The 23,062-nt window shown below is 67.7% G+C and carries 16 protein-coding genes; 5 read left to right on the top strand and 11 right to left on the bottom strand.

Features of this window, described 5'->3' with window-relative positions; genetic code table 11:
• Positions 1-411: 411 nt before the first annotated feature.
• The 3 genes from AAFN88_RS00005 (at position 412) to AAFN88_RS00015 (ending at position 5,316) form a co-directional block, all read left to right on the top strand.
• Positions 412-1,947 carry a M23 family metallopeptidase gene (locus AAFN88_RS00005; RefSeq protein WP_347517441.1) on the top strand — a complete coding sequence of 512 codons (1,536 nt, stop codon included), beginning with the start codon at positions 412-414 and terminating at the stop codon, positions 1,945-1,947.
• Between the two features lie 122 nt (positions 1,948-2,069).
• Positions 2,070-2,711, top strand: a complete 642-nt coding sequence (locus AAFN88_RS00010) for a LysE/ArgO family amino acid transporter (RefSeq protein WP_347517442.1) — start codon at positions 2,070-2,072, stop codon at positions 2,709-2,711.
• Positions 2,712-3,042: 331 nt separating this feature from the next.
• Positions 3,043-5,316 carry a HAMP domain-containing methyl-accepting chemotaxis protein gene (locus tag AAFN88_RS00015; RefSeq protein ID WP_347517443.1) on the top strand — a complete coding sequence of 758 codons (2,274 nt, stop codon included), beginning with the start codon at positions 3,043-3,045 and terminating at the stop codon, positions 5,314-5,316.
• A 39-nt stretch (positions 5,317-5,355) separates the two neighbouring features.
• Here the strand turns inward: AAFN88_RS00015 and AAFN88_RS00020 are convergent, their stop codons facing one another.
• Together AAFN88_RS00020 and clpB are read right to left on the bottom strand one after the other, a co-directional pair.
• Positions 5,356-6,012 (bottom strand): flavin reductase family protein, encoded by a 657-nt coding sequence (locus AAFN88_RS00020; protein ID WP_347517444.1) that lies wholly within the window; start codon positions 6,010-6,012, stop codon positions 5,356-5,358.
• A gap of 24 nt (positions 6,013-6,036) precedes the next feature.
• Positions 6,037-8,628 carry an ATP-dependent chaperone ClpB gene (gene clpB / locus AAFN88_RS00025; protein WP_347517445.1) on the bottom strand — a complete coding sequence of 864 codons (2,592 nt, stop codon included), beginning with the start codon at positions 8,626-8,628 and terminating at the stop codon, positions 6,037-6,039.
• Between the two features lie 579 nt (positions 8,629-9,207).
• Here clpB and AAFN88_RS00030 point away from each other — a divergent pair.
• Positions 9,208-9,942, top strand: coding sequence for an MOSC domain-containing protein (locus tag AAFN88_RS00030; protein ID WP_347517446.1), 735 nt, complete (start codon positions 9,208-9,210; stop codon positions 9,940-9,942).
• 97 nt (positions 9,943-10,039) lie between these two features.
• Here AAFN88_RS00030 and AAFN88_RS00035 read toward each other — a convergent pair whose 3' ends face one another.
• From AAFN88_RS00035 to AAFN88_RS00075, 9 genes are all read right to left on the bottom strand, one after another.
• Positions 10,040-10,684 carry a DUF4167 domain-containing protein gene (locus AAFN88_RS00035; RefSeq protein ID WP_347517447.1) on the bottom strand — a complete coding sequence of 215 codons (645 nt, stop codon included), beginning with the start codon at positions 10,682-10,684 and terminating at the stop codon, positions 10,040-10,042.
• Between the two features lie 195 nt (positions 10,685-10,879).
• A complete protein-coding gene (gene prmC, locus AAFN88_RS00040; protein ID WP_347517448.1) occupies positions 10,880-11,797 on the bottom strand; it encodes a peptide chain release factor N(5)-glutamine methyltransferase in 918 nt (305 codons plus the stop codon).
• 40 nt (positions 11,798-11,837) lie between these two features.
• Positions 11,838-12,914 carry a peptide chain release factor 1 gene (gene prfA / locus AAFN88_RS00045; protein ID WP_347517449.1) on the bottom strand — a complete coding sequence of 359 codons (1,077 nt, stop codon included), beginning with the start codon at positions 12,912-12,914 and terminating at the stop codon, positions 11,838-11,840.
• 10 nt (positions 12,915-12,924) lie between these two features.
• On the bottom strand, positions 12,925-14,223 hold the full coding sequence (hemA, locus tag AAFN88_RS00050; RefSeq protein WP_347517450.1) for a glutamyl-tRNA reductase: 1,299 nt from the start codon (positions 14,221-14,223) through the stop codon (positions 12,925-12,927).
• Positions 14,224-14,234: 11 nt separating this feature from the next.
• Positions 14,235-15,506 carry a histidine--tRNA ligase gene (hisS, locus tag AAFN88_RS00055; RefSeq protein ID WP_347517451.1) on the bottom strand — a complete coding sequence of 424 codons (1,272 nt, stop codon included), beginning with the start codon at positions 15,504-15,506 and terminating at the stop codon, positions 14,235-14,237.
• Between the two features lie 20 nt (positions 15,507-15,526).
• Positions 15,527-16,684, bottom strand: coding sequence for a flavodoxin-dependent (E)-4-hydroxy-3-methylbut-2-enyl-diphosphate synthase (ispG, locus tag AAFN88_RS00060; protein WP_347517452.1), 1,158 nt, complete (start codon positions 16,682-16,684; stop codon positions 15,527-15,529).
• Between the two features lie 198 nt (positions 16,685-16,882).
• Positions 16,883-18,214, bottom strand: a complete 1,332-nt coding sequence (locus AAFN88_RS00065; RefSeq protein WP_347517453.1) for a RodZ domain-containing protein — start codon at positions 18,212-18,214, stop codon at positions 16,883-16,885.
• Between the two features lie 261 nt (positions 18,215-18,475).
• Complete coding sequence (gene ptsP / locus AAFN88_RS00070) at positions 18,476-20,758, bottom strand: phosphoenolpyruvate--protein phosphotransferase (protein WP_347517454.1); 2,283 nt, start codon at positions 20,756-20,758, stop codon at positions 18,476-18,478.
• 42 nt (positions 20,759-20,800) lie between these two features.
• Positions 20,801-22,021, bottom strand: coding sequence for an aspartate kinase (locus AAFN88_RS00075; protein ID WP_347517455.1), 1,221 nt, complete (start codon positions 22,019-22,021; stop codon positions 20,801-20,803).
• 233 nt (positions 22,022-22,254) lie between these two features.
• Between AAFN88_RS00075 and ubiG the strand changes: the two genes are divergently transcribed.
• Positions 22,255-23,049 carry a bifunctional 2-polyprenyl-6-hydroxyphenol methylase/3-demethylubiquinol 3-O-methyltransferase UbiG gene (ubiG, locus tag AAFN88_RS00080; RefSeq protein WP_347517456.1) on the top strand — a complete coding sequence of 265 codons (795 nt, stop codon included), beginning with the start codon at positions 22,255-22,257 and terminating at the stop codon, positions 23,047-23,049.
• Positions 23,050-23,062: the final 13 nt, after the last annotated feature.

The raw sequence follows: 23,062 nt of genomic DNA on the forward strand, positions 1-23,062 counted from the left end.
GATCCGTCTAAATACGCGGTCAACCAAAAGGCCCCAGTGCCTAACCGGAAACCCCCGGATCATGCCAAACGACACAATCCGCCGCCCGCGTATCCCTTCCAAATCTACAATGTCAAACAGCAGAGCGGCAGCGCTCGGCCGGGGCCGTTTGCTGCCGGGAGGCCGGGTTATAGGGCCGCCCCAGGGGGACTGTCAAACCCTTTATGAAAACTTTTTTACGTTACCGCTGCAGAAAGCTGATTCGGCACGCTCCGAGCCCCCTGTTAACCGCCTTTAAGGTTGACAAGCCCTTGTATGACCAGCCATTTTCAAAAATTGGTTAACGATTTGATGGTAGAACATTTACCGCCAAACCGTTCTGCCTAGGGGGGCAGCCATCCAACCCGTCGAGCCACGGAGCTATTGTTGGTCGTGACGAGTCGTAATTTCGAGGCCGAATCGCTGATTCGATTCGCCAAAAAAGTCAGTTTTCCCGCAATCTTAGCCATTCCTCTCATCGGTGGAGCCGTCGCCGCCTCGTGGTCGACGGCGGAGACCGCCCAGGCGGAAATCGAGCCGGCCGGCGCGCCCGCCCCCGTGGCGGCGCCCTTCGCGGCCGACGACCCTCCAGTGGAAACCTCCGCCGAAGGCGAGATCGGACGCGAGACTCCGGGCCCGACGTCCATGGCCCCCGCCGCGCCCGCCGCGCTGCAGCAGGCCGCCCTGCCCGCCGCCGATGAAGCGGCCGAAGAGGCCCGGGCGGTCGAAGAGGTCGAGCCGGAGCCCGCCACGATCATCCGTGAGATCACCGTGGCCCCGGGCGACACCCTGATGAACCTGCTGGTCAAGGCCGGCGCCGAGCGTGCCCAGGCGCACCAGGCGGTCACCGCCATGGAGCCCGTCTACAGCGCCCGGCACCTGATGCCGGGCCAGGAGATCGAGGTCGCCTTCGCCGACAGCGGCGCGGCGGGACCCGGCGCGCTGCTGTCCATCAGCTTCAGCCCCAACCGCGAGCGCGACATCGAGATCAGCCGCTCCAGCGACAGCGACGAGTTCTTCGCCGAGTCCATCGACCGCCCCGTGGCCCGCCAGTTGGCCTACGCCGAGGGCTCGATCTCCAGCAGCCTGTCGGTCGCCGCCTCGGAGAAGCGGGTGCCCAACCAGGTGCTGGTCGAAGCGATCCGCGCCTACAGCTACGATGTCGACTTCCAGCGTGAAATCCAGAAGGGCGACTCCTTCGAGTTCCTCTACGAGATCTTCGTCGACGAAGAAGGCGCCCTGGTGCGCACCGGCGAATTGCTCTTCGCCGCCATGACTCTGTCGGGCAGCCGCACCGAGCTCTACTACTATGAACGCGCGGACGGCAGCGCCGACTTCTATGCCGCCGACGGCTCTTCGGTGCGCCGCTCCCTGATGCGCACGCCGATCGACGGCGCCCGCCTCTCCTCTCACTTCGGCATGCGCAAGCACCCGGTCCTCGGCTACTCGCGCATGCACCGCGGCACCGACTTCGCCGCCCCGCGCGGCACGCCGATCTATGCGGCCGGCAACGGCGTCATCGAGCATGCCGGGCGCAAAGGCGGCTACGGCAACTACGTCCGCATCCGCCACGGCGGCAGCTACAAGACGGCCTATGCCCACATGAAAGGCTTCGCCAAGGGCATCAAAAAGGGCGCCCGCGTGAAGCAGGGCCAAGTCATCGGCTACGTCGGCTCCACCGGCCGCTCCACGGGCCCGCACCTGCACTACGAGGTGCACCTGGACGGCAAGCAGGTCAATCCGCTGAAGGTCGCCATGCCGCGCGGCGAGAAACTGAAACAATCCGAGATGGCCGACTTCGCCGAGAGCCGCAGCGAGATCGAGCGGCAGATCGCCCTCGCCCAGGGCGGCATCATGATGGTGCAGCGCGCCTGCGGGCCGCAGGCCGAGGTGGTGGAACAGGGCTCGGCCGTCGACAAGGACTGCTGAGCCGCCCCATCCCATGACCCTCATCGTCGCCGACTATCTGGAAAAACGCTCGCGCCGCCGAGGCTAGCGGAACGCCGCTTCACGCTTGCCTCGCCCGACTTCCTGAGCGGAGATTTCCAGATATGTTTGCGGCCGCATTTCCCGGCACCTCGGCGGCGCTGGAAGGCTTCGGCCTTGGCGCCGGCCTGATCATCGCCATCGGCGCCCAGAACGCCTACGTGCTGCGCCAGGGCTTGCTGAAACAGCACGTCTTCGCCGTGGCCAGCCTCTGCTTCCTCATCGACTGCGCCCTGATCGCCCTCGGCGCCGGCGGCTTCGCCAGCCTGCTGAACGCCGTACCGAAGCTGCCCGGCATCGCCGCCTGGGGCGGCGCGCTGTTCCTCGCCGGCTACAGCCTGCGCGCCTTCGCCGCGGCGCTGCATCCCGGCAGCCTGAGGGCCGACGGCACGCCCCCGGGCGGCGCCGGTCTCAAGGCCGCCCTGGCGACGGCCGTGGCCTTGAGCCTGCTCAATCCGCACGTCTATCTGGATACGGTCGTACTGCTCGGCGGCCTCGCCGCCCAGTACCCCGGCGCCCAACGTCTGGCCTTCGCCCTCGGGGCCATGGCGGCCTCCGGGCTGTGGTTCTACGGCCTCGGCTACGGGGCGCGGCGATTGGCCCCGCTCTTTGCCAAGCCCGCGGCCTGGCGGCTGCTGGACGGCTTCGTCGGCTGCCTGATGGCGAGCCTGGCCGCCGGCCTCATCCTCGGCCAGTTGCAAGCCTAATCGTGCGAATCCGATATATTTCAAAGGCATAGAGCAGATTCAGAGGGCCGGTAGATCGCCTTTGGCGATTCCAGCCGACCCTGATCTGCCCTAGAGCCCCCGCCTTCCCTCCGACACGCGCCCGGTGGACGCCGCGACCACCTGGCGGCGAAACGGACACGATCTATCGCCCGAGAATGCTTACCAAAAGTAGGAATTAATCATTTCTACACAACTATACCTACATCTTTAGGCATAATATTTATACCAATTCGATTACACGACGCCTGCCGATAGAAGATCAGGCTTACCCAGACCGTGCCGAGAGGCCGAGATCCGCGTGGAGGATGCTTTGCGTTTCCTGAATTCCCTCAAAATCCGCACCCGCATCTGCATACTCGCGGTCCTGGCCGCCGGCGGACTGCTGGCCCTAAGCGGCACATACTTCGTCAGCGACGTGCGCCTGCGCCAAGCCATGACGACAACGGAATCCCTGGTCGAGGTCAAGCAACTGGTCGCGGCCGTCGAGATCGGCACCCTGAACATGCGCCGCCGGGAAAAGGATTTCCTGCTGCGCGGCGAGCTGCAGTATGTCGACAAGTACGACCGTGACGCCGCGCGGGTGATCGAGTCGCTCGACGCCCTGCATCTGCCGGACAGCGCGGCGGAGGTCGAGACGGCGGTCGCGGCCCTGCACGCCGGTGTCGCCGAACACAGGGCCCAGTTCGCCAAGCTGGTCGAACTGCTGCAACGCCTGGGGCTGGATGAGACCTCCGGCCTGCAGGGGCAGCTTCGAAAGGCCGTCCACGATATCGAAGAACGGCTTAAGGAATCCGATCTTCCGGACCTCACGATCAAGATGCTGATGATGCGCCGGCATGAGAAGGACTTCATGCTGCGTGGCGAGCAAAAATACATCGAGCGCATCGAGGAGCGGCGCGTCGAGTTCGAGAGGCTCTTGGCGGCCGCCCCTCTCACCTTCGCTTCCAAGCAGGAAATCGAGGGGCTTCTTTCCGCCTACGTCTCCGGCTTCCGGGCCTGGGCCGAGGCAAGCCTGCAGGTGCAGATCGAAACAAGTAAGCTGAGCGAGATCTTCGCCCGAATCGCCCCCCACTTCGACACAGTCGCCCTGGCCGCCGAAAAGGGGATGGCGGATTCGGCAGAGCGCCTGCACCGCACGCGCGACATCAGCGAATTCCTGATCTACGGCGTCGCGGGAGCCCTGCTGCTCTGCAGTGGCTTCTTGGGGCCGATCATCACCCGCAGCATCACACGGCCCCTGAAGCTGATAACCGATGCCATGACCGCCTTGGCCGGCGGCGACACCACCGCCGAAGTCGTCGGCGGCGAGCGCAAGGACGAGGTCGGCAACATGGCCCGCGCCGTTCAGGTCTTCAAAGACAACGCCGTGGAAATGGAACGAATGCGCGCCGAGGAAGAAGCCCGCAAGGAAGCGCAAGACGCCAAGATGAAGACCCAGATGCTGGCCATCGCCGACGCTTTGGATCGGGAAATCAAGGCGGTCGTCGAAGAGATGAACGAGAAGGCCGACTTGCTGAAAAACGCCTCCGCAGGGATGAACCGCATCGTCGCCAACCTGGGCGGCCGGACCGAAAGCGTCGCCAAGAGCTCCGGCCTCACGAGCGACCGCATACAGACCGTCGCCTCCGCAGCCGAAGAGCTGAGTTCCTCGATCAGCGAGATCGGCCGCCAGATGGAGCAGTCCAACAGCATCACCTCGAAAGCCGTGGACGACGCGCAACGCACGAACCAGACGGTCACCAAGTTGGCGGGCGCGGCGGAAAAGATCGGCGACGTCATCAACCTGATCCAGGAAATCGCCGAGCAAACGAACCTTCTGGCCCTCAACGCCACGATCGAGGCCGCACGGGCCGGCGAGGCGGGTAAAGGCTTTGCCGTCGTCGCCAACGAGGTCAAGGCCTTGGCCACGCAAACGGCGCGGGCGACGCAGGAAATCGGCAACCAGGTCGGCGCCATCCGCTCGGAGACCCGGGATGCCGTCGAGGCCATCGGCTCCATCGTCAATACGATTAACGAGATCAGCGCGATCGCCGGAAGCATTTCAGGGGCGGTGGAGCAGCAGTCCGCAGCCACCCAGGAAATCAGCCACAGCGTTCAGGACACCGTCGCAAGCACCGCCGACGTCACGTCCCAGGTCGAAGGACTCGCCGGCGAAACCGAGCAGGTCGGCGACATCTCGGGCCAAGTCCTGGAGAACGCCCAGCAGACCTCCGAGAAAATCGAAAACCTCCATCAGCGCATGGGTGAAATCCTGAAGGATCTCCGGGAATCGGCGGTCGGTGACCGCCGCAGAAGCCCTCGATTCAAAGGCGATTGGAAGACGGCGATCCAGGCCGACGGCATGACTTTCGACACCCGCCTCCTGGACCTTTCGCTCGAAGACGCGCTGGTCGGAGAGGACCTGGGGCTGGCCGTGAAAACGCAGATCTCCATGACCTTGGAAGGCCTCACCGGCGAAATCGCGGCCCAGGTCGTCAACACCGGCCAGGACCGCACGCACCTGTGCTTCCTGAACACCCCGGAGCAGCAGGAACGCCTGACGGACTTCCTGCAGAACCAGGGGCACCTGAAGAGCGCCGCCTAGCCGCTCCCGCAGCGCGAGGCCGGAAGCCCGGCCGCGGTATTATTCGGCGGCCGCGCTCGGCTTCTTTGCCAGCCAGTCCGGCCGGTGAATGGTGAAGACCTCCTCGACCAGGCAGTAGTCCATGTAGCCGAGGCGCGCGATGGGCTTCACCTTGGCCATGTCGACCAGGCCGTCGGTCAGCACCGAGTCGTCGATGTGGATGCCGATGACCTGCCCGAAGACCACCGCGTTGCGGGAGTCGGGAATGTCGGAGGGCAGATCGACGGTCTGCAGGTAGCTGCATTCCAGGTGGATCGGCGAGGCCGCGACCCGCGGCGGCTTCACCAGTTCGGAGGGCACCAGCTCCAGCCCGGCGATCTCCGCCTCGCTGGTGCCGGCCGGCGCGGAGGCCGAAGTCATGTTCATCTGCTCGCGCAGATCCCAGGTCACCACGTTGCAGACGAATTCCTTGGTGCGCTCGGCATTGGCCAGCGAGTCCTTGGAGCCGTCGGGCGGCCCGTCGGCCTTGCGCCCGCCGGCGGCGAACATCACCACGGGCGGATCGCCGGCGACGCCGTTGAAGAAGCTGTAGGGCGCCAGGTTCACCCGCCCCGCTTCGTTCAAAGTGGTGATCCAGCCGATCGGCCGCGGCACCACACAAGCCTTGAAGGGATTGCGCGGCAGACCGTGGTCGCCGGTCCGCGTGTCGTAGAACATAAACCTCTCCCTCAAGAACGGCGCTCAGGCCGCCGCGACCATTTCCCCATTGATGGCCAGCCCCTCGGGCCCGGCGCTGACGCTCACCTTGTCGCCGTCGCCGATCTTGCCTTCCAGGATCATGCTGGCCAAGGGGTTCTGAAGCTCCCGCTGGATCACCCGCTTCAGCGGGCGGGCGCCGTAGACCGGATCGTAGCCCTTGTCGGCCAGCCAGGTCTTGGCCGCCTCGTCCAGTTCCAGCGCGATCTTGCGGTCTTCCAGCATCTTGTGCAGGCGGACAAGCTGGATATCGACGATACCGCTCATCTGCGGGCGCGTCAGGCGGTGGAACAGCAGCACCTCGTCCAGGCGGTTGAGGAACTCGGGCCGGAAGGCCTGGCGCACCACCTCCATGACTTGGCCGCGCACCGCGTCGCTGTCCTCGCCCTCCGGCTGGGCGGCCAGGATATCGGCGCCCAGGTTGGAGGTCAGGATGATCATGGTGTTGCGGAAGTCGATGGTGCGGCCCTGGCCGTCGGTCAGGCGGCCGTCGTCCAACACCTGCAGCAGGATGTTGAAGACGTCGGGATGCGCCTTTTCCACCTCGTCGAAGAGCACGACCTGGTAGGGCCGGCGCCGCACCGCTTCGGTCAGCGCGCCGCCCTCCTCGTAACCGACATAGCCCGGCGGAGCGCCGATCATGCGCGCCACCGCGTGTTTTTCCATGTACTCCGACATGTCGAGGCGAACCATGGCCGTCTCGTCGTCGAAGAGAAAGCGGGCCAGCGCCTTGGTCAGCTCGGTCTTGCCGACGCCGGTGGGGCCGAGGAAGAGGAAGGAACCGATCGGTCGGTTGGGGTCCTGCAGGCCGGCGCGCGCGCGGCGCACGGCGTTGGAGATCGACACGATGGCGTCCTCCTGGCCGATCACGCTCTCGCGCAGGGCGTCTTCCATGGCGAGCAGCTTCTCGCGCTCGCCCTCCAGCATCTTGTCGACGGGAATGCCGGTCCAGCGCGACACCACCGCGGCGATGTCGTCCTCCGTCACCTCCTCGTTCAGCATCTGGTGCTCCTGGGCCGACTCGGCCTCGGAGAGCTGCTTTTCCAGGCCCGGGATCACGCCGTACTTCAGCTCGCTGGCCTTGTTGAGGTCGCCCTCGCGCTGCGCGATCTCCAGGTCGCTGCGCGCATGGTCGAGCTGTTCCTTCAGCTTCTGGGCACCGGCCAGCTTGTCCTTCTCAGCCTGCCACCGGGCGGTCAGATCTTCGGTCTTTGCTTCCAGTTCCTTGATCTCACCCGAAAGCTTTTCCAGGCGCTCCTTAGAGGCCTTATCGCTTTCCTTCTGCAAGGCGTTCTCTTCGATCTTCATCTGCACCAGGCGGCGGTCGAGCTCATCGATCTCCTCCGGCTTGGAATCCACCACCATGCGCAGGCGGCTGGCGGACTCGTCGACCAGGTCGATCGCCTTGTCGGGCAGGAAGCGGTCGGAGATGTAGCGGTTGGACAGTGTCGCCGCCGCGACGATGGCGGCATCGGTGATGCGCACGCCGTGGTGCACCTCGTACTTCTCCTTCAGACCGCGCAGGATCGAGACGGTTTCCTCGACGCTCGGCTCGGGCACGAAGACCGGCTGGAAGCGCCGCGCCAGGGCGGCGTCCTTCTCGATATACTTGCGGTATTCGTCCAGCGTGGTGGCGCCGACGCAGTGCAGGTCGCCGCGCGCCAGCGCAGGCTTCAGCATGTTGGAGGCGTCCATGGTGCCTTCGGCCTTGCCGGCGCCGACCAGGGTGTGAAGCTCGTCGATGAAGACGATGATCTCACCGCCGGCATCGGCGATTTCCTGCAGCACGGCCTTCAGGCGCTCCTCGAACTCGCCGCGGAACTTAGCGCCGGCGACCATGGCACCGAGGTCGAGCGACATGAGGCGCTTGTTCTTGAGGTTGTCGGGCACGTCGCCGTTGACGATGCGTTGGGCCAGGCCCTCGACGATGGCGGTCTTGCCGACGCCGGGCTCGCCGATCAGCACGGGGTTGTTCTTGGTGCGCCGCGAGAGCACCTGCACGGTGCGGCGGATCTCCTCGTCGCGGCCGATGACCGGGTCGAGCTTGCCTTCGCGCGCCACCTCGGTGAGGTCGCGGGCGTACTTGTTCAGCGCCTCGTACTGGTCCTCGGCGGTGGCCGTATCGGCGCGCCGGCCCTTGCGCATGGTGTTGATCGCCTGATTGAGCGACTGCGGCGTCACCCCGGCAGCGGCCAGCGCCTTGGCGGCGGTGGTGCCCGGCAGCATGGCGATGGCCAAGAGGATACGCTCGGCGGTGACGTAGGAATCGCCAGCCTCCTCCGAGAGCTTCTCGGCTTGGCCGAAGAGGTCGTTGGTTTCCTGCGCCAGGTAGAGCTGGCCGGCGCCGGCGCCTTCGACCTTGGGCTGCTTGGCCAGCGCCTCGTCGACGGACTTGACCGCCGCCTCCGGCTTGCCGCCGGCCTGGCGGATCAGGTTACGCGCCAAGCCCTCCTCGTCGTCGAGCAGAACCTTCAGCAAGTGTTCCGGGGTCAGGCGTTGGTGGTGTTTGCGGCTGGCGAGAGTTTGCGCGGCCTGGAGGAAGCCGCGCGAGCGTTCGGTATAGCGATTGAGATCCATCTATATCCCCTTTCCCGCACCCGATGAGCGGCATGCAGGTAACCAGATCGATACTACTGCAGCGGTCGCGCCCATCCCAGTGGCACGCGGCCGCCGAAGCCGGCCGCAACGGCCCGGCTTCCTTAGGAGATATGGGGTGTTGCAAAAAAGGCACAAGGCCCAGGAGCGCCCAAAAAAGAGCCCCGGCGCCGCTGTCGCGGGGCCGGGGCGGGTCATTGCCCAAAAGTAGGATCAGGAGAGATCAATGCTTACCCCGCCGAACCTCCCGGTGATCCTGCTTGAGGACGTCCCTTGAGCACGGCAGCGAAGAGCATGAGGGAGACCCTAAGGCGATTCGCTCTTAAATGCAAATGATTATCAATAGCAGCATTGGCAGCCGGATTCGGTTGGGTTTTCGGACCGCCGCGCCCGGCCGGGAGGGCCCTCCGGCCTGCCTGGCAGGCCGCCGGAGCGGGTGGACCGCCGCGGAGACGGGGTGTGGCTTGACAGGGCGGCGGGCGGCGCGATGAACTGCACCGCAGCATAACCGAAACGACCGCGTGCGCCCTTGTCCGGGCCGAGAAGGGAAGTTCAGGCCCGATGGCGACCACCGTGCAACAGATCTGCCGCTACCCCGTGAAGGGGTTGAACGGCGAGTCCCTGGCAGGGACCTCGCTGCTGCCCGGCGGCGGGCTTCCCGAAGACCGCCGCTACGTCATCGCCTACGGCCGCGGCACCGGCGCCAAGCCCGGTTTCTTCGAACTGACGGAAGAGGAGCGGCTGGCCCAACTGCGCATCGCCTACGACCCCGCGGGACCGACCCTCACGGTCAGCCGCCAGGGCCGCCAGGTCGTGACGGCCAATCCCAGCGATCCGACCGGGCAGGTGCTGCTCAACCAGTTCTTCGCCGGCTTCCTGGCCGGATCCCGGCGCGGCACGCCGTCGTTCCGCGACATGGCGGGGGCGGACCAGGCGGCGGCGCGGCCGCGGCCCGTCTCCATCCTGAACCTGGCCAGCCTGCGCGACTTCGAGCGGGTGGCGCGCCAGCCGGTCGACCCGCGCCGCTTCCGCGCCAACATCCTGATCGACGGCCTGCCGGCCTGGAGCGAGTTCGCCTGGCTGAACCGGGAGATCCGCATCGGCACCGTCAGGCTGAAAATCATCGAGCGCATAGAGCGCTGCGCGGCCACCAACGTGAACCCGGAAACCGCGGAGCGCGACATGAACGTTCCGCTGACCCTGCGCAAGGGCTTCGGTCATATGGACATGGGGGTCTATGCGGAGATCGTGGACGGCGGCGAGATAAAGACCGGCGACCCGGTAAGCGAAGTCTAAAAAGCGCGCAGGGACCGCCGCGGCGCGGCGTCACGCAGCCGGCCGGAGCGGATCTCCGGCCGCAAACTCAGGAAACCGACGTTCAGAGACCCAGCCTTCAGGGAACGGCCGGGTCGTTCTCGCTTTCGGAAGAGGCTTCTTTCTTGCGCGGCTTGCCGTCTTCGCTGGCCCGCGGCTTGCGGGCACGGCTGCGGCGCGGCTTCTGCGGGGCTTCGCCCTCGCCGTTCTGACCGTCGGCCGCTGCCACGGGAGCCGGCGCGCCCCCGATCTCGGGCTGCTCCGCACCCGGCTGGCTGACCTCGGGCTGTTCGGCACCGGGCCGCTCGGCTGCCGGCTGCTGCGCTTCCAGCACCGCGCCATTGTTCTTCGCCGCGTCCTCAGCGGCCGCCACGGCATTGCCGTTGGCTTCCTCGCCGTCGGCACCGTTATAGGACTGCTGCGGCTGGCGCTCTTCCTGGCGCCGGCCACCGGCCTGCGGATCGGTGCTGTCGCTGAGGATGCGGAAGTAATGCTCCGCGTGCTGGTAATAGGCTTCGGCCGCGACCCGGTCGCCGGCAGAAGTCGCGTCCCGCGCCAGGGTCAGGTACTTCTCGTAGACCTGTCGGGCGTTGCCGCGGACCCGGCCATCGGGGCCGTTGCTGTCGAAAGTGTGGGTCCGGGACTGTCCGCCGCCGCCACCACCGTGCTGTTTGCGATTTGTACGACCACGCGGCCGACGTCCGCTATTGGAACCTTGTCTCATCGTTCGCTTTTTGCTTCAGAATGGATGTCTTGCCACTCGCGCCCTGCGGAATTGCTCACATGGCGATTCCGCGAGCTCTAAACCACACACAAGTTAATTTTGGGTGGTGTTGCGTCTCCCCGAGACGCGGGAGCCATTCGGCTCGGCCCATTCAACGTAGAGGGCTTTGCCCGGCTTTCCAACTCTTTTTTTCATTTATCCACGGCTCTCTTCGGCCTTGGAAGCCGCATTTTTCCGCGCTTTGGCGCCTCGGCCACAGTCCGACGCGACGGCCAGCAGGCAGCGTTCGATTCCCGCCAGATCGCGCGCCCGGCGCAGCGGCTTGAGCCCCGCCGCGACGAGCAGTTCCTCCACCGCCCCCGCCTGCCCCCGGCCGATCTCCAGGGCCAGCAATCCGCCGGGCGCCAGGACCGCCGCAGCGGCGGGAATCAGGCTTCGATAGGCCGCCAAACCGTCGGCGCCGCCGTCCAGTGCCGCGGCCGGATCGTAGCCGGCGACCTCCGGCGCAAGGGCCGCGATCTCGGCGCTGACGATGTAGGGCGGGTTGCTGACGATGATGTCCCAGGAGCCGCCGGCCAAGGACAGGCCGTCGTCCCAGGAATGCCGCAGGAAGCGCGCCCGCGCCGCCAGGCCGAGACGCTGGGCATTGGCCGCGGCCTGGGCGACCGCCTCGGCACTGACGTCAATGCCGCAGCCCGTCGCCTTCGGCAGTTCGCTCAACAGCGCCAGCAGCAGGCAGCCGCTGCCGGTGCCGAGATCGAGCAGCCGCAAGGCGGCACCGCGCGCGGCTGTCTGGGCCAACACGGCCTCCACCAGGGTCTCGCTGTCCGGCCGCGGGTCGAGCGTCGCCGCGTTGAGCGCGAAGGGCAGGCTCCAGAATTCCCGCTCCCCCAGGATGCGCGACACCGGCTCGCGGGCGGCACGGCGGTCCACCGCCGCCTCGACCTTGCCGGCCTCCTCGGCCGTCAGTTGGCGCTCCGGCGACCCCAGCAGCAGCTCCGGGCCGCCGCCCAAGAGACGGCAGACCAGCAAGCGGGCGTCGCGCTGCGCCTCCTCGATGCCGGCCGCGGCCAGGCGGTCGCGCGCCGCGCCGACGGCCTCGGCGAGAGTCACCACGGCCTCCTCGCCGCGACCCGGTTCCTTGCAGCTTGGCTCATTGCAGTTCGGCCAGCTTCTCGGCCTGGTCGGCGGCGATCAGCGGGTCGATCAGGTCGTCCAGCGCCTCGCCGGTCAGCACCTTGTCCAGCTTGTAGAGCGTCGCGTTGATGCGGTGGTCGGTGACGCGGCCCTGGGGAAAATTATAGGTGCGGATACGCTCCGACCTGTCGCCCGAGCCGACCTGGCTCTTGCGGCTGGCCGCGCGCTCGTCGATCTGCTGCTGGCGCTGCACTTCGTAGAGGCGCGCGCGCAGCACCTTCATGGCCTTGGCGCGGTTCTTGTGCTGCGACTTCTCGTCCTGGCACTGCACCACGACGCCGCTCGGCAGGTGGGTGATGCGCACCGCCGAGTCGGTGGTGTTCACGTGCTGGCCGCCGGCGCCCTGCGAACGGTAGGTATCGACACGCAAGTCCTTTTCCTCGATGTGCACGTCGACCTCCTCGGCCTCCGGCAGCACGGCGACGGTGGCCGCCGAGGTGTGGATGCGCCCGCCCGATTCCGTCACCGGCACGCGCTGCACGCGGTGGGCGCCGGATTCGAACTTCAGGCGCGCGAAGACGCCGGGGCCGGAGATCTGCGCGCTGGCTTCCTTGTAGCCGCCGATCTCGTTCTCCGAGGCGTCCATCATCTCGAAGCGCCAGCCCTTCAGCTCGGCGTAGCGCTGGTACATACGCAGGAGGTCGGCGGCAAAGAGCGCCGCTTCGTCACCGCCGGTGCCGGCGCGCACCTCCAGGATGGCGTTGCGTTCGTCGGCCTCGTCCTTGGGCAGCAGCAGGATCTTCAGCTTGTGCTCCAGGTCGGGCAGCTTGGCCTTCAGCTCGTGGAACTCGCTTTCCGCCAGGCCGCGCATCTCGGCGTCGGATTCGGGATCGGCGATCAGCTCGGCCAGGTCGGCCATCTCGTGCTGGGCGCCGCGCAGTTCCTCAATGCCCTGCACCACCGGAGTGAGGTCGGAGTATTCCTTCAGCATGGCCGTGTGAGCGGCCGAGCCGGGGTTGGGGTGGCTCGCCACCAGCTCCTGCAGCTCGTCGTAGCGGCTGAGCACGCGGTTCAGGCTGTCGTCCAGGTTCAAGGGTCTACACCTACTCTTTGTCCGCCGCGTCCCCACCTTGCGGCAGGTCGAAGAGGCGGCGGATCATGTCTTCCAGTTGCGCGGCCAGGGCGGGGTCTTCCGCCACCGCCCGGCGCAGGGCTTCCGAAGGATCGTGCAGCAGCTTGTTGACCAGCAGGCGCGTCGCCGCCTCGGGGTCGCTCTCGCCGCTGTCCAGCACGTCCTGGCGCACCGCCTCGAAGTGGCGGCGCAGCGCCACCACCGAGGGGATGGCCGGGCGTTCGGCCTGGGCGCGCAGGAAGGCAGCGAGCTCGTCCTCGATGATGCCCCAGGCCATGGCGCTGGCGGCGGCGCGGCCGCCCGACTGGCGGCTGGCCAGGCGCTCCAGGTCGTCCAGGTCGTAGACGAAGGCGTCTTCCAGCTCACCTGTGCCCGGCTCGATGTCGGCGGGCACCCCGGCGTCGATCAGCAGCACCGGACGGTGCCGGCGCCGCTTCAGGGCCGCCGCAACCTGCTCGCGGCCCAGGGTGAAGCGCCCGGTGCCGGCATCCGAGATGACGATATCGGCATCGGCGATGTGCTGTTCAAGCTCCTCCCAGGGCGCGAAGTTGCAGCCCAGGCGCCGCGCCATGGCCTCGGCGCGGTGCGGCGAAGGGTGCATGAGCAGGCGCTGGGTCACCCCGGCGGCGGCGAAGTCGTCGCTCAGCATCTCGCCCATCTCGCCGAGCCCCAGCCACAGCAGGTTCAGCCCGTCGAAGCGGCCGAAGAGGTCGCGCGCCACCTGGGTCGCGGCCAGGGTCATGGAGCTGGCCTGCTGGCCGACCGGGGTTTCCCTGCGCACCCGTTTGGCCGCGGCGAAGGCGGCCTGGGCGGCGGCGGCCAGGAAGGGGCCGGCGGTCCCGGCCTGCTGGGCGGCGCGGTAGCACTGCTTCACCTGGCCCAGGATCTGCGGCTCGCCCAGCACCTGGCTGTCCAGCGAGCCGGCGACGCCCAGCAGATGGCGCAGGGCGTCGGCCCCCATGTGGCTGTAGCTTTGCCCGGCCAGGTCGGCCGGGGCGCAGCCGGCGGCCGCGGCGATGAGCTGCAGCAGCGCGCCGGCGACCCGCTGGCCCGGCTTCGGCACCACCAGGAACTCGATGCGCTCGCAGGTGGCCAGCACCAGCCCCTCCTCGCAGTCCAGGTCCTTCAGCGCGGCGAGAAGGCTGGCCTGGTCCGGGTCCTCGGCGAAGAGCGCGTCGCGCAGCGGCGGCATCACGGTGCGGGCGTTGACGCCGAACAGCAGCAGACGGTTCAGGGGATCTTCCGCGGACTCCGGCAGCGGGAAGGCCATGACGCCCTCCGCTAAGACAGGCGGGACAGGCGCTCGGCCAAGCTGTTCAGCGGGACGAGTTCCTGCTCCCCCGAATCGAGGTCGCGCAGCGTGGCGCTGTTCGCCGCCAGCTCTTCGTCACCGAACAGCAAGGCGGCGCGGGCGTTCATCTTGTTGGCGCGCTGCAGGCGCTTCTTCAAGTTGCCCGAATAGCCGAGTTCCACGACGAAGCCGGCATGGCGCAGGTCCTGGGCCACCTTCAGCGCCGTCGCCTGCGCCGCCTCGCCCACCGGCACCACCGCGACGGGGCGCGGCGCGGGGATGTCCGCCTCCAGCAGCATGGCCAGGCGCTCCACGCCCGAGGCCCAGCCGACGCCCGGCGTCTGCGGCCCGCCCATGGTCTTGATCAGGCCGTCGTAGCGCCCGCCGGCCATGACCGCGCTCTGCGCGCCCAGCCGGTCCGTGGTGAACTCGAAGGCCGTGTGGCAGTAGTAGTCGAGGCCGCGCACCAGCCGCGGGTTCAGGCTGTAGGCGATGCCCAGGGCGTCGAGCCCCTCCAGCACCGCGGCGAAGAAGTCGCGGCTCTCGCTGTTGAGGTAGTCCTCGAACAGCGGCGCGCCTTCCACCAGTTCGCGGTCGCCCGCGTCCTTGGAATCGAGGATGCGCAGCGGGTTGCGGGTAAGGCGGTCGCGGCTGTCCTCCGACAGCGCGTCGATGTGCGCGGAGAAGTAGGCCACCAGGGCTTCACGATAGGCGGCGCGGCTCTCCGGGTCGCCCAGCGTGTTCAGTTCCAGCGTGACCGCATCCTTCAGGCCCAGGGACTCCAGGATCTGCGCCCCGCAGGCGATGACTTCCACGTCGGCCAAGGGCTGCGGCACGCCGATCAGTTCGACGCCGATCTGGTGGAACTGACGCTGGCGGCCCTTCTGCGGGCGTTCGTGACGGAACATCGGCCCGGCATAGAAGACCTTCAGCGGCACCTGCTGGGCCAGGCCGCCGGAGATGAAGGCGCGCGCCACGCCGGCGGTGTTTTCCGGACGCAGGGTGATGGTGGCGTCGACCTCGTCCTTGGCGCTGCCTTTCCCCGATCCCATCGCGAAGGTGTACATCTCCTTGGTCACGATGTCGGAGGTGTCGCCCAGGGTGCGCTTGAAGACCTCGGTGAACTCGAAGATCGGCGTCGCCATTTCGTGGAAGCCGTAGAGCGCGGCGACGTCGCGCGCACCGTCGACCACCTTGCGGTGGCGGCGCATGGCCTCGGGCAAAAGGTCGTGGGTGCCCCTTACGGGCTGCAGGCTGCTCAAGCGATCTGCTCCGGAAAGGGCTAAGAGGCGGCCGCGGCCGGGGTCTTGGAACCGGTTTCCGCCTCGGCATCCTCGACGGCTTTCACCGCTTCGATCTCCGCCGCCTTGGCTTCGACAAGTTCCACCAGATGGTCGACGATGTCGCCGTCCTTCAGCCGATGGTCGGGCAGCCCGTTGATGTAGACCTGATGGGTGCCGCGCCCGCCGCCGGTGAAGCCGACGTCGGTCATCAGCGCCTCGCCGGGCCCATTGACCACGCAGCCGATCACCGAGACGGTCATCGGCGTGGTGATGTGGGCGAGGCGCTGCTCCAGCACCTCGACGGTTTTGATGACCTGGAACTGCTGGCGCGCGCAAGACGGGCAGGAGATCACGTTGACGCCGCGGTGGCGCAGGTTCAGCGCCTTCAAAATGTCGAAACCGACCTTGATCTCCTCCACCGGGTCGGCGGAGAGCGACACGCGGATGGTGTCGCCGATGCCGGCCCACAGCAGGTTGCCGATGCCGATCGACGACTTGATGGTGCCGCTGCGCAGGCCGCCGGCTTCGGTCACGCCCAGATGCAGCGGATAGTCGCAGGCCTCGGCCAGCGCCATATAGGCGGCCACCGACAGGAAGACGTCGGAGGCCTTGCAGGAGATCTTGAACTCGAAGAAGTCCTCGTCCTCCAGGATGCGCGCGTGATTCAGCGCGCTCTCCACCATGGCCTCCGGACAGGGCTCGCCATAGCGCTCCAGCAATTCCTTTTCCAGGGAGCCGGCGTTGACGCCGATACGCATGGAGCAGTTGTTGTCACGCGCCGCCTTGATCACCTCGCGCACCCGGTCGCGCGAGCCGATGTTGCCCGGGTTGATGCGCAGGCAGGCGGCGCCGGCCTCCGCCGCCTCGATACCGCGGCGGTAATGGAAGTGGATGTCGGCGACGATGGGGACCGTCACCTCCGGGATGATCTTCTTGAGCGCCGCGGTGGAGTCCTCGTCGGGGCAGGAAATCCGCACGATGTCGGCGCCGGCCATCTCCAGCGCGCGCACCTGCTCGATGGTCGCCTGGACGTCGCTGGTGAGCGTGTTGGTCATGGACTGGACGGTGATCGGCGCATCGCCCCCGACCGGCACCTTGCCGACGTGAATCTGGCGCGACTTGCGCCGCAGAATATCGCGATAGGGGCGAACGCTCATGCCTGCTGTCCCAAAAATCTAACACGGGCGGGGCGGCTGCGGAGGCCGCGGCGCCCCGATTGGCACCCCGCCGAGCACCTGGGCGCAACATGCGCCGAAACGCCGGAAACTTCAAGGCGGCAGCCGGAAATGACAGAGGCCGGCCCCCGTCTCGGGGACCGGCCTCGGGTCCTTGGGTCCGCCCGAAGGCGGCGGCTGTCAGCGGCTTGCGCCGCCCAGCAGCGAGTCCGGGGTCAGCGGGATGTTGCGGCGGACCGCGCCGACTGGGCCCAGCGGGGCCAGAGCGCGGCCGTCGACGGTGATCTCCAGGCCGCCGGCATTCCCGGTCAGCAGGGTCAAGTCGTCCTGGTTGGGCACCCGATAGGTGTCGCCCACCCGCAGCACGCGGGTCAGCAGCAGGGTGCCCTGGCGGTCGCGGACCTGCACCCAGGCGTCCTGAGTGGCCCGGAGGACGATGCGGGCATCGGCGTTTTCCTCGCCGTAAACCTGCGGCTGGTGATTGGTCAGAAAGGCCGTCGCCGGGGTGTTGCTGTCCGGCGCCGCCGGAATCGCGTAGGCGTCGCTGCGCGCCGGAGCCTCCGCCGCCGGAGTTTCGGCCGCCGGAGTTTCGGCCGGCGGAGTTTCGGCCGGCACAGAGGGCGTAGCGGCCGCCTGCGGCGCGCTCTCCGCGGCGACTCCGGAAACCTCAGCCGCCTGGGGGAGGGTTTGGGGGACAGCCGGCTGGCTTTCCGCGCTTTCCGCCGCAGCCGGGGCCTCGCCTTCGGCGGCGCTCGCGACAGACGGCCCGTCTTGGGCAGGCGTCATGGCCGTTTCGGAGGCCTGGACGGCACTCTCCGGCTCCACCGGAGCCGGTGCATCCTCAACCGGGGCAGCCGCTTCGGCCGCGTCCGCCACCGCGGGGGCCGGCTCCACAGCCGGCAGAGCGGCGCTCTGGGCCGGGGCCGGGGCCGCCGGGGCCGCGGGAGGCGGGGCGGTTTCCGCCTCCGCAGCCGCGGGGGCCGGAGTCGCTTCGGCGGCGGCGCCACTCTGCGCCGTGGCGCCGGGCGCCTCGCCGTCGACCAGTTCCTGCAGGCGCTCGGGCACCGGGGCGACCAGGTCGCCCAGGCTTTCGCCGTTGTTGGAGAGGTAGAACCATACGCCGTAGGCTCCGGCAAACAGCAGAGCCGCCACCAGGAAAACCGCGCCGCCGGGCATCTTGCCCTCGGGCGCCGGGGTCGGGAAGTGCAGCTTCGTCTGGTTGTCCAGACCCTCGACTTCGCTCTTGAAGCGTTCGACGACCTGCTCGCCGTCAAGGCCGAGGTACTCGGCATAGGTGCGCACGAAGCCGACCGCATAGGTGGCGCCGGGCAGGTTCTCGTACTGACCGCGCTCGATGGCGTCGAGATAGGAATAGCGGATACAGAGCACTTCGGCGATGGAGCGGAGATCCTGGCCGACCTGCTGGCGGGCGCGGATCAGCGTGTCGGAGACGCTTTCGCCCTGCAGTTCCTGCGCGATGGCGATCTCGGGCGCGCCTTCCGGCTCGACCAATTTGGGTTCCCCCAACTTGGGTTCGTCGTTTTTAGATTGGTCCTGCTTCGCTTCGCCGAGCTTTGGCTCTTCGCGCTTGCGTTCGCTCTTCTTCAACGGGTGTGCCACGGGTTCTCACAAGTTCCGGACTGGGGACTGCGCCAAATCTGTGATCAGGCGCCGTATTTTGTGGCGCGTCGAGACCGCAACGTGCTTGGCAGTCGTCTTCGCCGGCACTGCATGCCTGGACATTAACAATATTCGCTCTGCCGCAGCAACGCGTTAGATCGGGATGTCGCGATCCGATGCGTAAGACCTTAACTGTTCACGAATACTGTGATCCGGCAAAGTTAATAATTGCTTTATGGAGTCCTGCAGCGGCGCCACTTCCAGGGCGCGCACCATGCTTTTGACCTGGTCGATGGCCTGGGGCGCCATGGAAAGACGGCGCACGCCGCAGCCGACCAGCGCCATGGCCTCCACCGGATGGCCGGCCATCTCGCCGCAGGCGGTCAGCGGCACGCCGTGCTCGGCCGCCTGCCGGGCGATGTCGCGCACAAAGGTCAGTACCGCGGGCGACAGGCTGTCATAGCGCCGGGCCAGGCGCGGGTTGTTGCGGTCGGCTGCGAAGAGGAACTGCACCAAGTCGTTGGTGCCCAGAGAGACGAAATCGCAGCGCGGCAGAAGCTGAGGCAACTGCAGGGCCAGCGCCGGCACTTCGAGCATGGCCCCCACCCGGATATCCGCCGGCAGCCGGTCGCCGAAAGCCCGCTCGCGGTCGATCTCGCGTTGCAGCAACTCCCGGGCGGCGTCGAATTCGGCGACGTCGCTGACCATCGGAAACATGACCGAGAGGCTGCGCCCGGCCGCCGCGTGCAGCAGGGCGCGCAACTGGCGGCGCAGCAGGGCCGGACGGTCCAGGCCGATGCGGATGGCGCGCCACCCCATGGCCGGATTCTCCTCGTCGTGACCGCCCCAGTAGGGCAACACCTTGTCGCCGCCGACATCGAGGGTCCGGAAGACCACGGTCTTGCCCGCCGCCGCGTCCAGGATGCGGCTGTAGATGTCGGTCTGGGTCTGCACGTCGGGAAAGGAATCGCGGATCATGAAAGGCACTTCGGTGCGGTAGAGCCCGATCCCTTCGGCGCCGCCCTCCTCCAGGTGCGGCAGGTCGATCATCAGGCCGGCATTGATCAGCAGCGTTACATCCACGCCGTCGCGCGACACCGCGGGCAGATCGCGCACCGCGCGGAAGGCTTCCTTCTGGCGCTCCTTGGCGGCCATGCTCTCGACGAAACCGGCGCAGACCGCCTCGCTGGGGCGCAGCAGAACCTGCCCGGTCTCGCCGTCGACGATCACCTGGTCGCCCTCGCGCACCTCGGTGGTGATGCCCGCGCAGCGCCCGATCATGGGAATCTGCAGGGCGCGGGCGACGATGGCGACGTGAGAGGTCGGCGCCCCGTGTTCCAGGACCACCGCGCGCAGGCGGCCCGGGTCGTAGTCCAGCAGCTCCGCCGGCCCCAAATCGGCGGCGATCAGCACCATGTCCGCCGGCAGATCTTCGTCGCGCTTGCGCTCGTCGAGCCGCAGCAGGTGGTGCAGCAGCCGGTTGCCCAGATCGTCGAGGTCCGCCAGGCGGGCGCGCAGATAGGGATCCTTGATGGCGGCCATGCGCGCGCGGGTTTCGTTCTGGATCTTCTGGACCGCCGCCTCGGCCGTCAGGCCGCCGCGAACCGCATCGTGCATGCGCCTGAGCCAGCCGCGGTCGTCGGCAAACATGCGATAGGTCTCCAGCACCTCGCGGTGTTCGCCGTCGCGCGCCACTTCGCTGCGCGCCAGCATGACGTCCAGGGCGTCGCGCATCTCGCCCAGCGCCCCGTCAAGGCGCGCCAGCTCGGCGTCGGGATCCTCGGCCACCACCTGGGTGATGACGATGCCGCGCTGGTGCGGCACCGCGGTGCCGATGGCCAGGCCCTCGTTCAGCACCATGCCGCTGAGCCGCCCGGGCATGACGCCGCCCTCGCCGCCCGGCGTCCCGGCGGTCAGGTCCAACAGTCGGTCGCCGGCCAGCAGTTCGGCCAGAACCATGGCGACGGTTTCCAGGACCTCGACCTCTTCCTCGGTGTAGTTGCGCTGGGTGCGGTTCTGCACCACCAGCACGCCCAGCACCCGCCCGCCGCGCATGATCGGCACGCCCATGAGGGACTGGTAGACCTCCTCGCCGGTTTCCGGGAAGTAGGCGAAGTTGGGATGGCTCTGGGCGTCGGCCAGGGCGACCGGCCGGGCCTGCGCGGCGATGAGGCCGACCAGGCCCTGATTGACCCGGATCCGCAACTTGTGCACGGCGGCGGGCTTCAGGCCCTTGGTGGCGAAAAGCTCCAGCACGCTGCCGGCGCGCATGACGTAGATCGAGCAGACCTCGGCGACGATGTCCTGGGCGATCAGATCGACGACCTTGTCCAGGCGCGTCTGGCTGGAGCCGCTGCCCTTCATCAGGTCGCGCAGCAGCCGCAGCAGGCGGCGCGAGCCCGCCCAGCCGTGATCCGTGCCCGACGGGCCCGTCATGGCCCGGTCCTCCGGCGGGCTGCCCGCCTGGTGTCAGAGACCCTAGGCTGCATCCAGGCCGTAGGCGGTATGAAGTCCGCGCAACGCCAGTTCGGTGTACTCCTCGGCGATCAGCACCGAGACCTTGATTTCGGAGGTGGAGATCACCTGGATGTTGATGCCCCGTTCGGCCAGCGCGGTGAACATCTGCTGGGCGACGCCCGCATGGCTGCGCATGCCCACGCCGATGACCGAGACCTTCACCACGTTGGGGTCGGACAGGATCTCGTCGAAGCCAAGCTCCGCCTGACGCTCGCGCAGCACCTGTTCGGCGCGCTCCAAATCGGCCCGGCTGACGGTGAAGGTCAGATCGGTGCGCTCGGTCTCGGCCGAGACGTTCTGCACGATCATATCAACGTTGATGGCCGCCTGCGACAACGGGCCGAAAATCTTGGCGGCGACACCCGGCTGGTCCGGCACGCGCAGCAGCGTGATCTTGGCTTCGTCGCGGCTGTAGGCGATGCCGGACACAAGGGCTTGTTCCACGATCTCATCCTCGTCGACGACTAGGGTTCCGGGAGACTCTTCGAAGCTGGACAGTACCTGCACGCGAACGTGGTGCTTCATGGCCATCTCGACCGAGCGCGTCTGCAGGACCTTGGCCCCCTGGGAGGCCATTTCCAGCATCTCCTCGTAGGTGATTCTATCCAGCTTGCGCGCCTTGGCAACGATACGCGGATCGGTCGTGTAGACGCCGTCCACGTCGGTGTAGATGTCGCAGCGCTCGGCCTGCAGGGCCGCCGCCAGCGCCACCGCCGAAGTGTCGGAGCCGCCGCGGCCCAGGGTCGTGATGCGCCCCTGGGGGTCGATGCCCTGGAAGCCCGCGACCACGGCGACCTGTCCCTCGCCGAAGCGGCGCACCATGTCCTGTACGTCGATTTCCTCGATGCGCGCGGAACCATGCGCATCGTCGCTGCGGATCGGGATCTGCCAGCCCATCCAGGAGCGCGCCGGCACCCCCATGGACTGCAGCACGATGGCCATGAGGCCCGACGTCACCTGCTCGCCCGAGGAAACCACCACATCGTATTCGCGCAGATCGGCCAGATTGGCGGCGTCGCGGACCAGCTTGACCATGGAATTGGTCACGCCGGCCATGGCCGAGACCACCACCGCGACCTCGTTGCCGCGCTCGACCTCCACCTTCACGCGCGCCGCCGCGCGGCGGATGCGCTCCAGATCGGCAACCGAAGTGCCCCCGAATTTCATCACAATACGGGCCATGGTCGTCCCAGCCGTCTTGCCCCAGAAATACTGCGCGATAGATGAAATACTGCGCGATAGATCCTGTGGACAGAATGGATCACAGCGCCCCCGTCCGGACGTTGGTACCAGGCCTTGGCGGTTGCCCGGGAAGCGGCGGCTATCCATACTCGCAGCGATGCCGCAGTGCAAGAGCAAGGCGGGCCGCGGCCACACGCCGCAGGCGCAAAACGCAGGATCGAGGCGAAGGAGCTATGGAACAGAGCGAAGCACGGACGGCCGGCGGCGCCAGTATCGATGCGGAGGAGATCGCCAAGTTCTCCGCCATGGCCGAGGCCTGGTGGGACCCCAACGGCAAGTTCCGCCCGCTGCACCGCTTCAACCCGGTGCGCCTGGCCTTCATCCGCGACCGGCTCTGCGCCCATTTCGGGCGGGACCCCCTGGCCGACACGCCCCTCAAAGGGCTGAAGCTGCTCGACGTGGGCTGCGGCGGCGGGCTGCTGTCGGAGCCGCTGGCCCGCCTGGGCGCGGAGGTCACCGGCCTGGACGCGGCCGAGAAGAACATCCGCATCGCCGCGCTGCACGCCGAGGACACCGGCCTCGAAATCGACTACCGCCACGGCAGCGTCGAGGCTCTGGCCGCCGGCATCCAGGCTGGCAGCGAGACGCATTTCGATGCGGTCCTGAACATGGAGGTGGTGGAGCACGTCGCCGACGTGGACTCCTTCCTCGCCGCCTCGGCCGCCCTGGTGCGCCCCGGCGGCCTGATGATCATGGCCACCCTGAACCGCACGCCGAAGGCCTTCCTGCTGGCCATCGTCGGGGCCGAGTACCTGCTGCGCTGGCTGCCGCGCGGCACCCACGACTGGCGGCGCTTCCTGCGCCCCTCCGAACTGGCCCGCGCGCTGCGCCAGGCCGGCATGGACGTCACGGAGATGACCGGCGTCGCCTACAACCCGCTGACCGACGGCTGGCGGCTGGCGCCGCGCGATCTGGACGTGAACTACATGCTGGTCGCAACCCGTTCGCCGGACGCCGGCGGAAGCTGAGGCGCCGGGAGCC

It is taken from the genome of Pelagibius sp. CAU 1746 (assembly GCF_039839785.1).
Taxonomy (GTDB): domain Bacteria; phylum Pseudomonadota; class Alphaproteobacteria; order Kiloniellales; family Kiloniellaceae; genus Pelagibius.

What these genes read in the sequence shown, in the direction of transcription:
- AAFN88_RS00035 (WP_347517447.1), bottom strand. Translation starts at nt 10,684, where the DNA reads ATGAGACAAGGTTCCAATAGCGGACGTCGGCCGCGTGGTCGTACAAAT.
- clpB (WP_347517445.1), bottom strand. Translation starts at nt 8,628, where the DNA reads ATGGATCTCAATCGCTATACCGAACGCTCGCGCGGCTTCCTCCAGGCC.
- AAFN88_RS00020 (WP_347517444.1), bottom strand. Translation starts at nt 6,012, where the DNA reads ATGTTCTACGACACGCGGACCGGCGACCACGGTCTGCCGCGCAATCCC.
- ispG (WP_347517452.1), bottom strand. Translation starts at nt 16,684, where the DNA reads ATGAGCGTTCGCCCCTATCGCGATATTCTGCGGCGCAAGTCGCGCCAG.
- AAFN88_RS00010 (WP_347517442.1), top strand. Translation starts at nt 2,070, where the DNA reads ATGTTTGCGGCCGCATTTCCCGGCACCTCGGCGGCGCTGGAAGGCTTC.
- AAFN88_RS00030 (WP_347517446.1), top strand. Translation starts at nt 9,208, where the DNA reads ATGGCGACCACCGTGCAACAGATCTGCCGCTACCCCGTGAAGGGGTTG.
- hemA (WP_347517450.1), bottom strand. Translation starts at nt 14,223, where the DNA reads ATGGCCTTCCCGCTGCCGGAGTCCGCGGAAGATCCCCTGAACCGTCTG.
- ubiG (WP_347517456.1), top strand. Translation starts at nt 22,255, where the DNA reads ATGGAACAGAGCGAAGCACGGACGGCCGGCGGCGCCAGTATCGATGCG.
- AAFN88_RS00075 (WP_347517455.1), bottom strand. Translation starts at nt 22,021, where the DNA reads ATGGCCCGTATTGTGATGAAATTCGGGGGCACTTCGGTTGCCGATCTG.
- ptsP (WP_347517454.1), bottom strand. Translation starts at nt 20,758, where the DNA reads ATGACGGGCCCGTCGGGCACGGATCACGGCTGGGCGGGCTCGCGCCGC.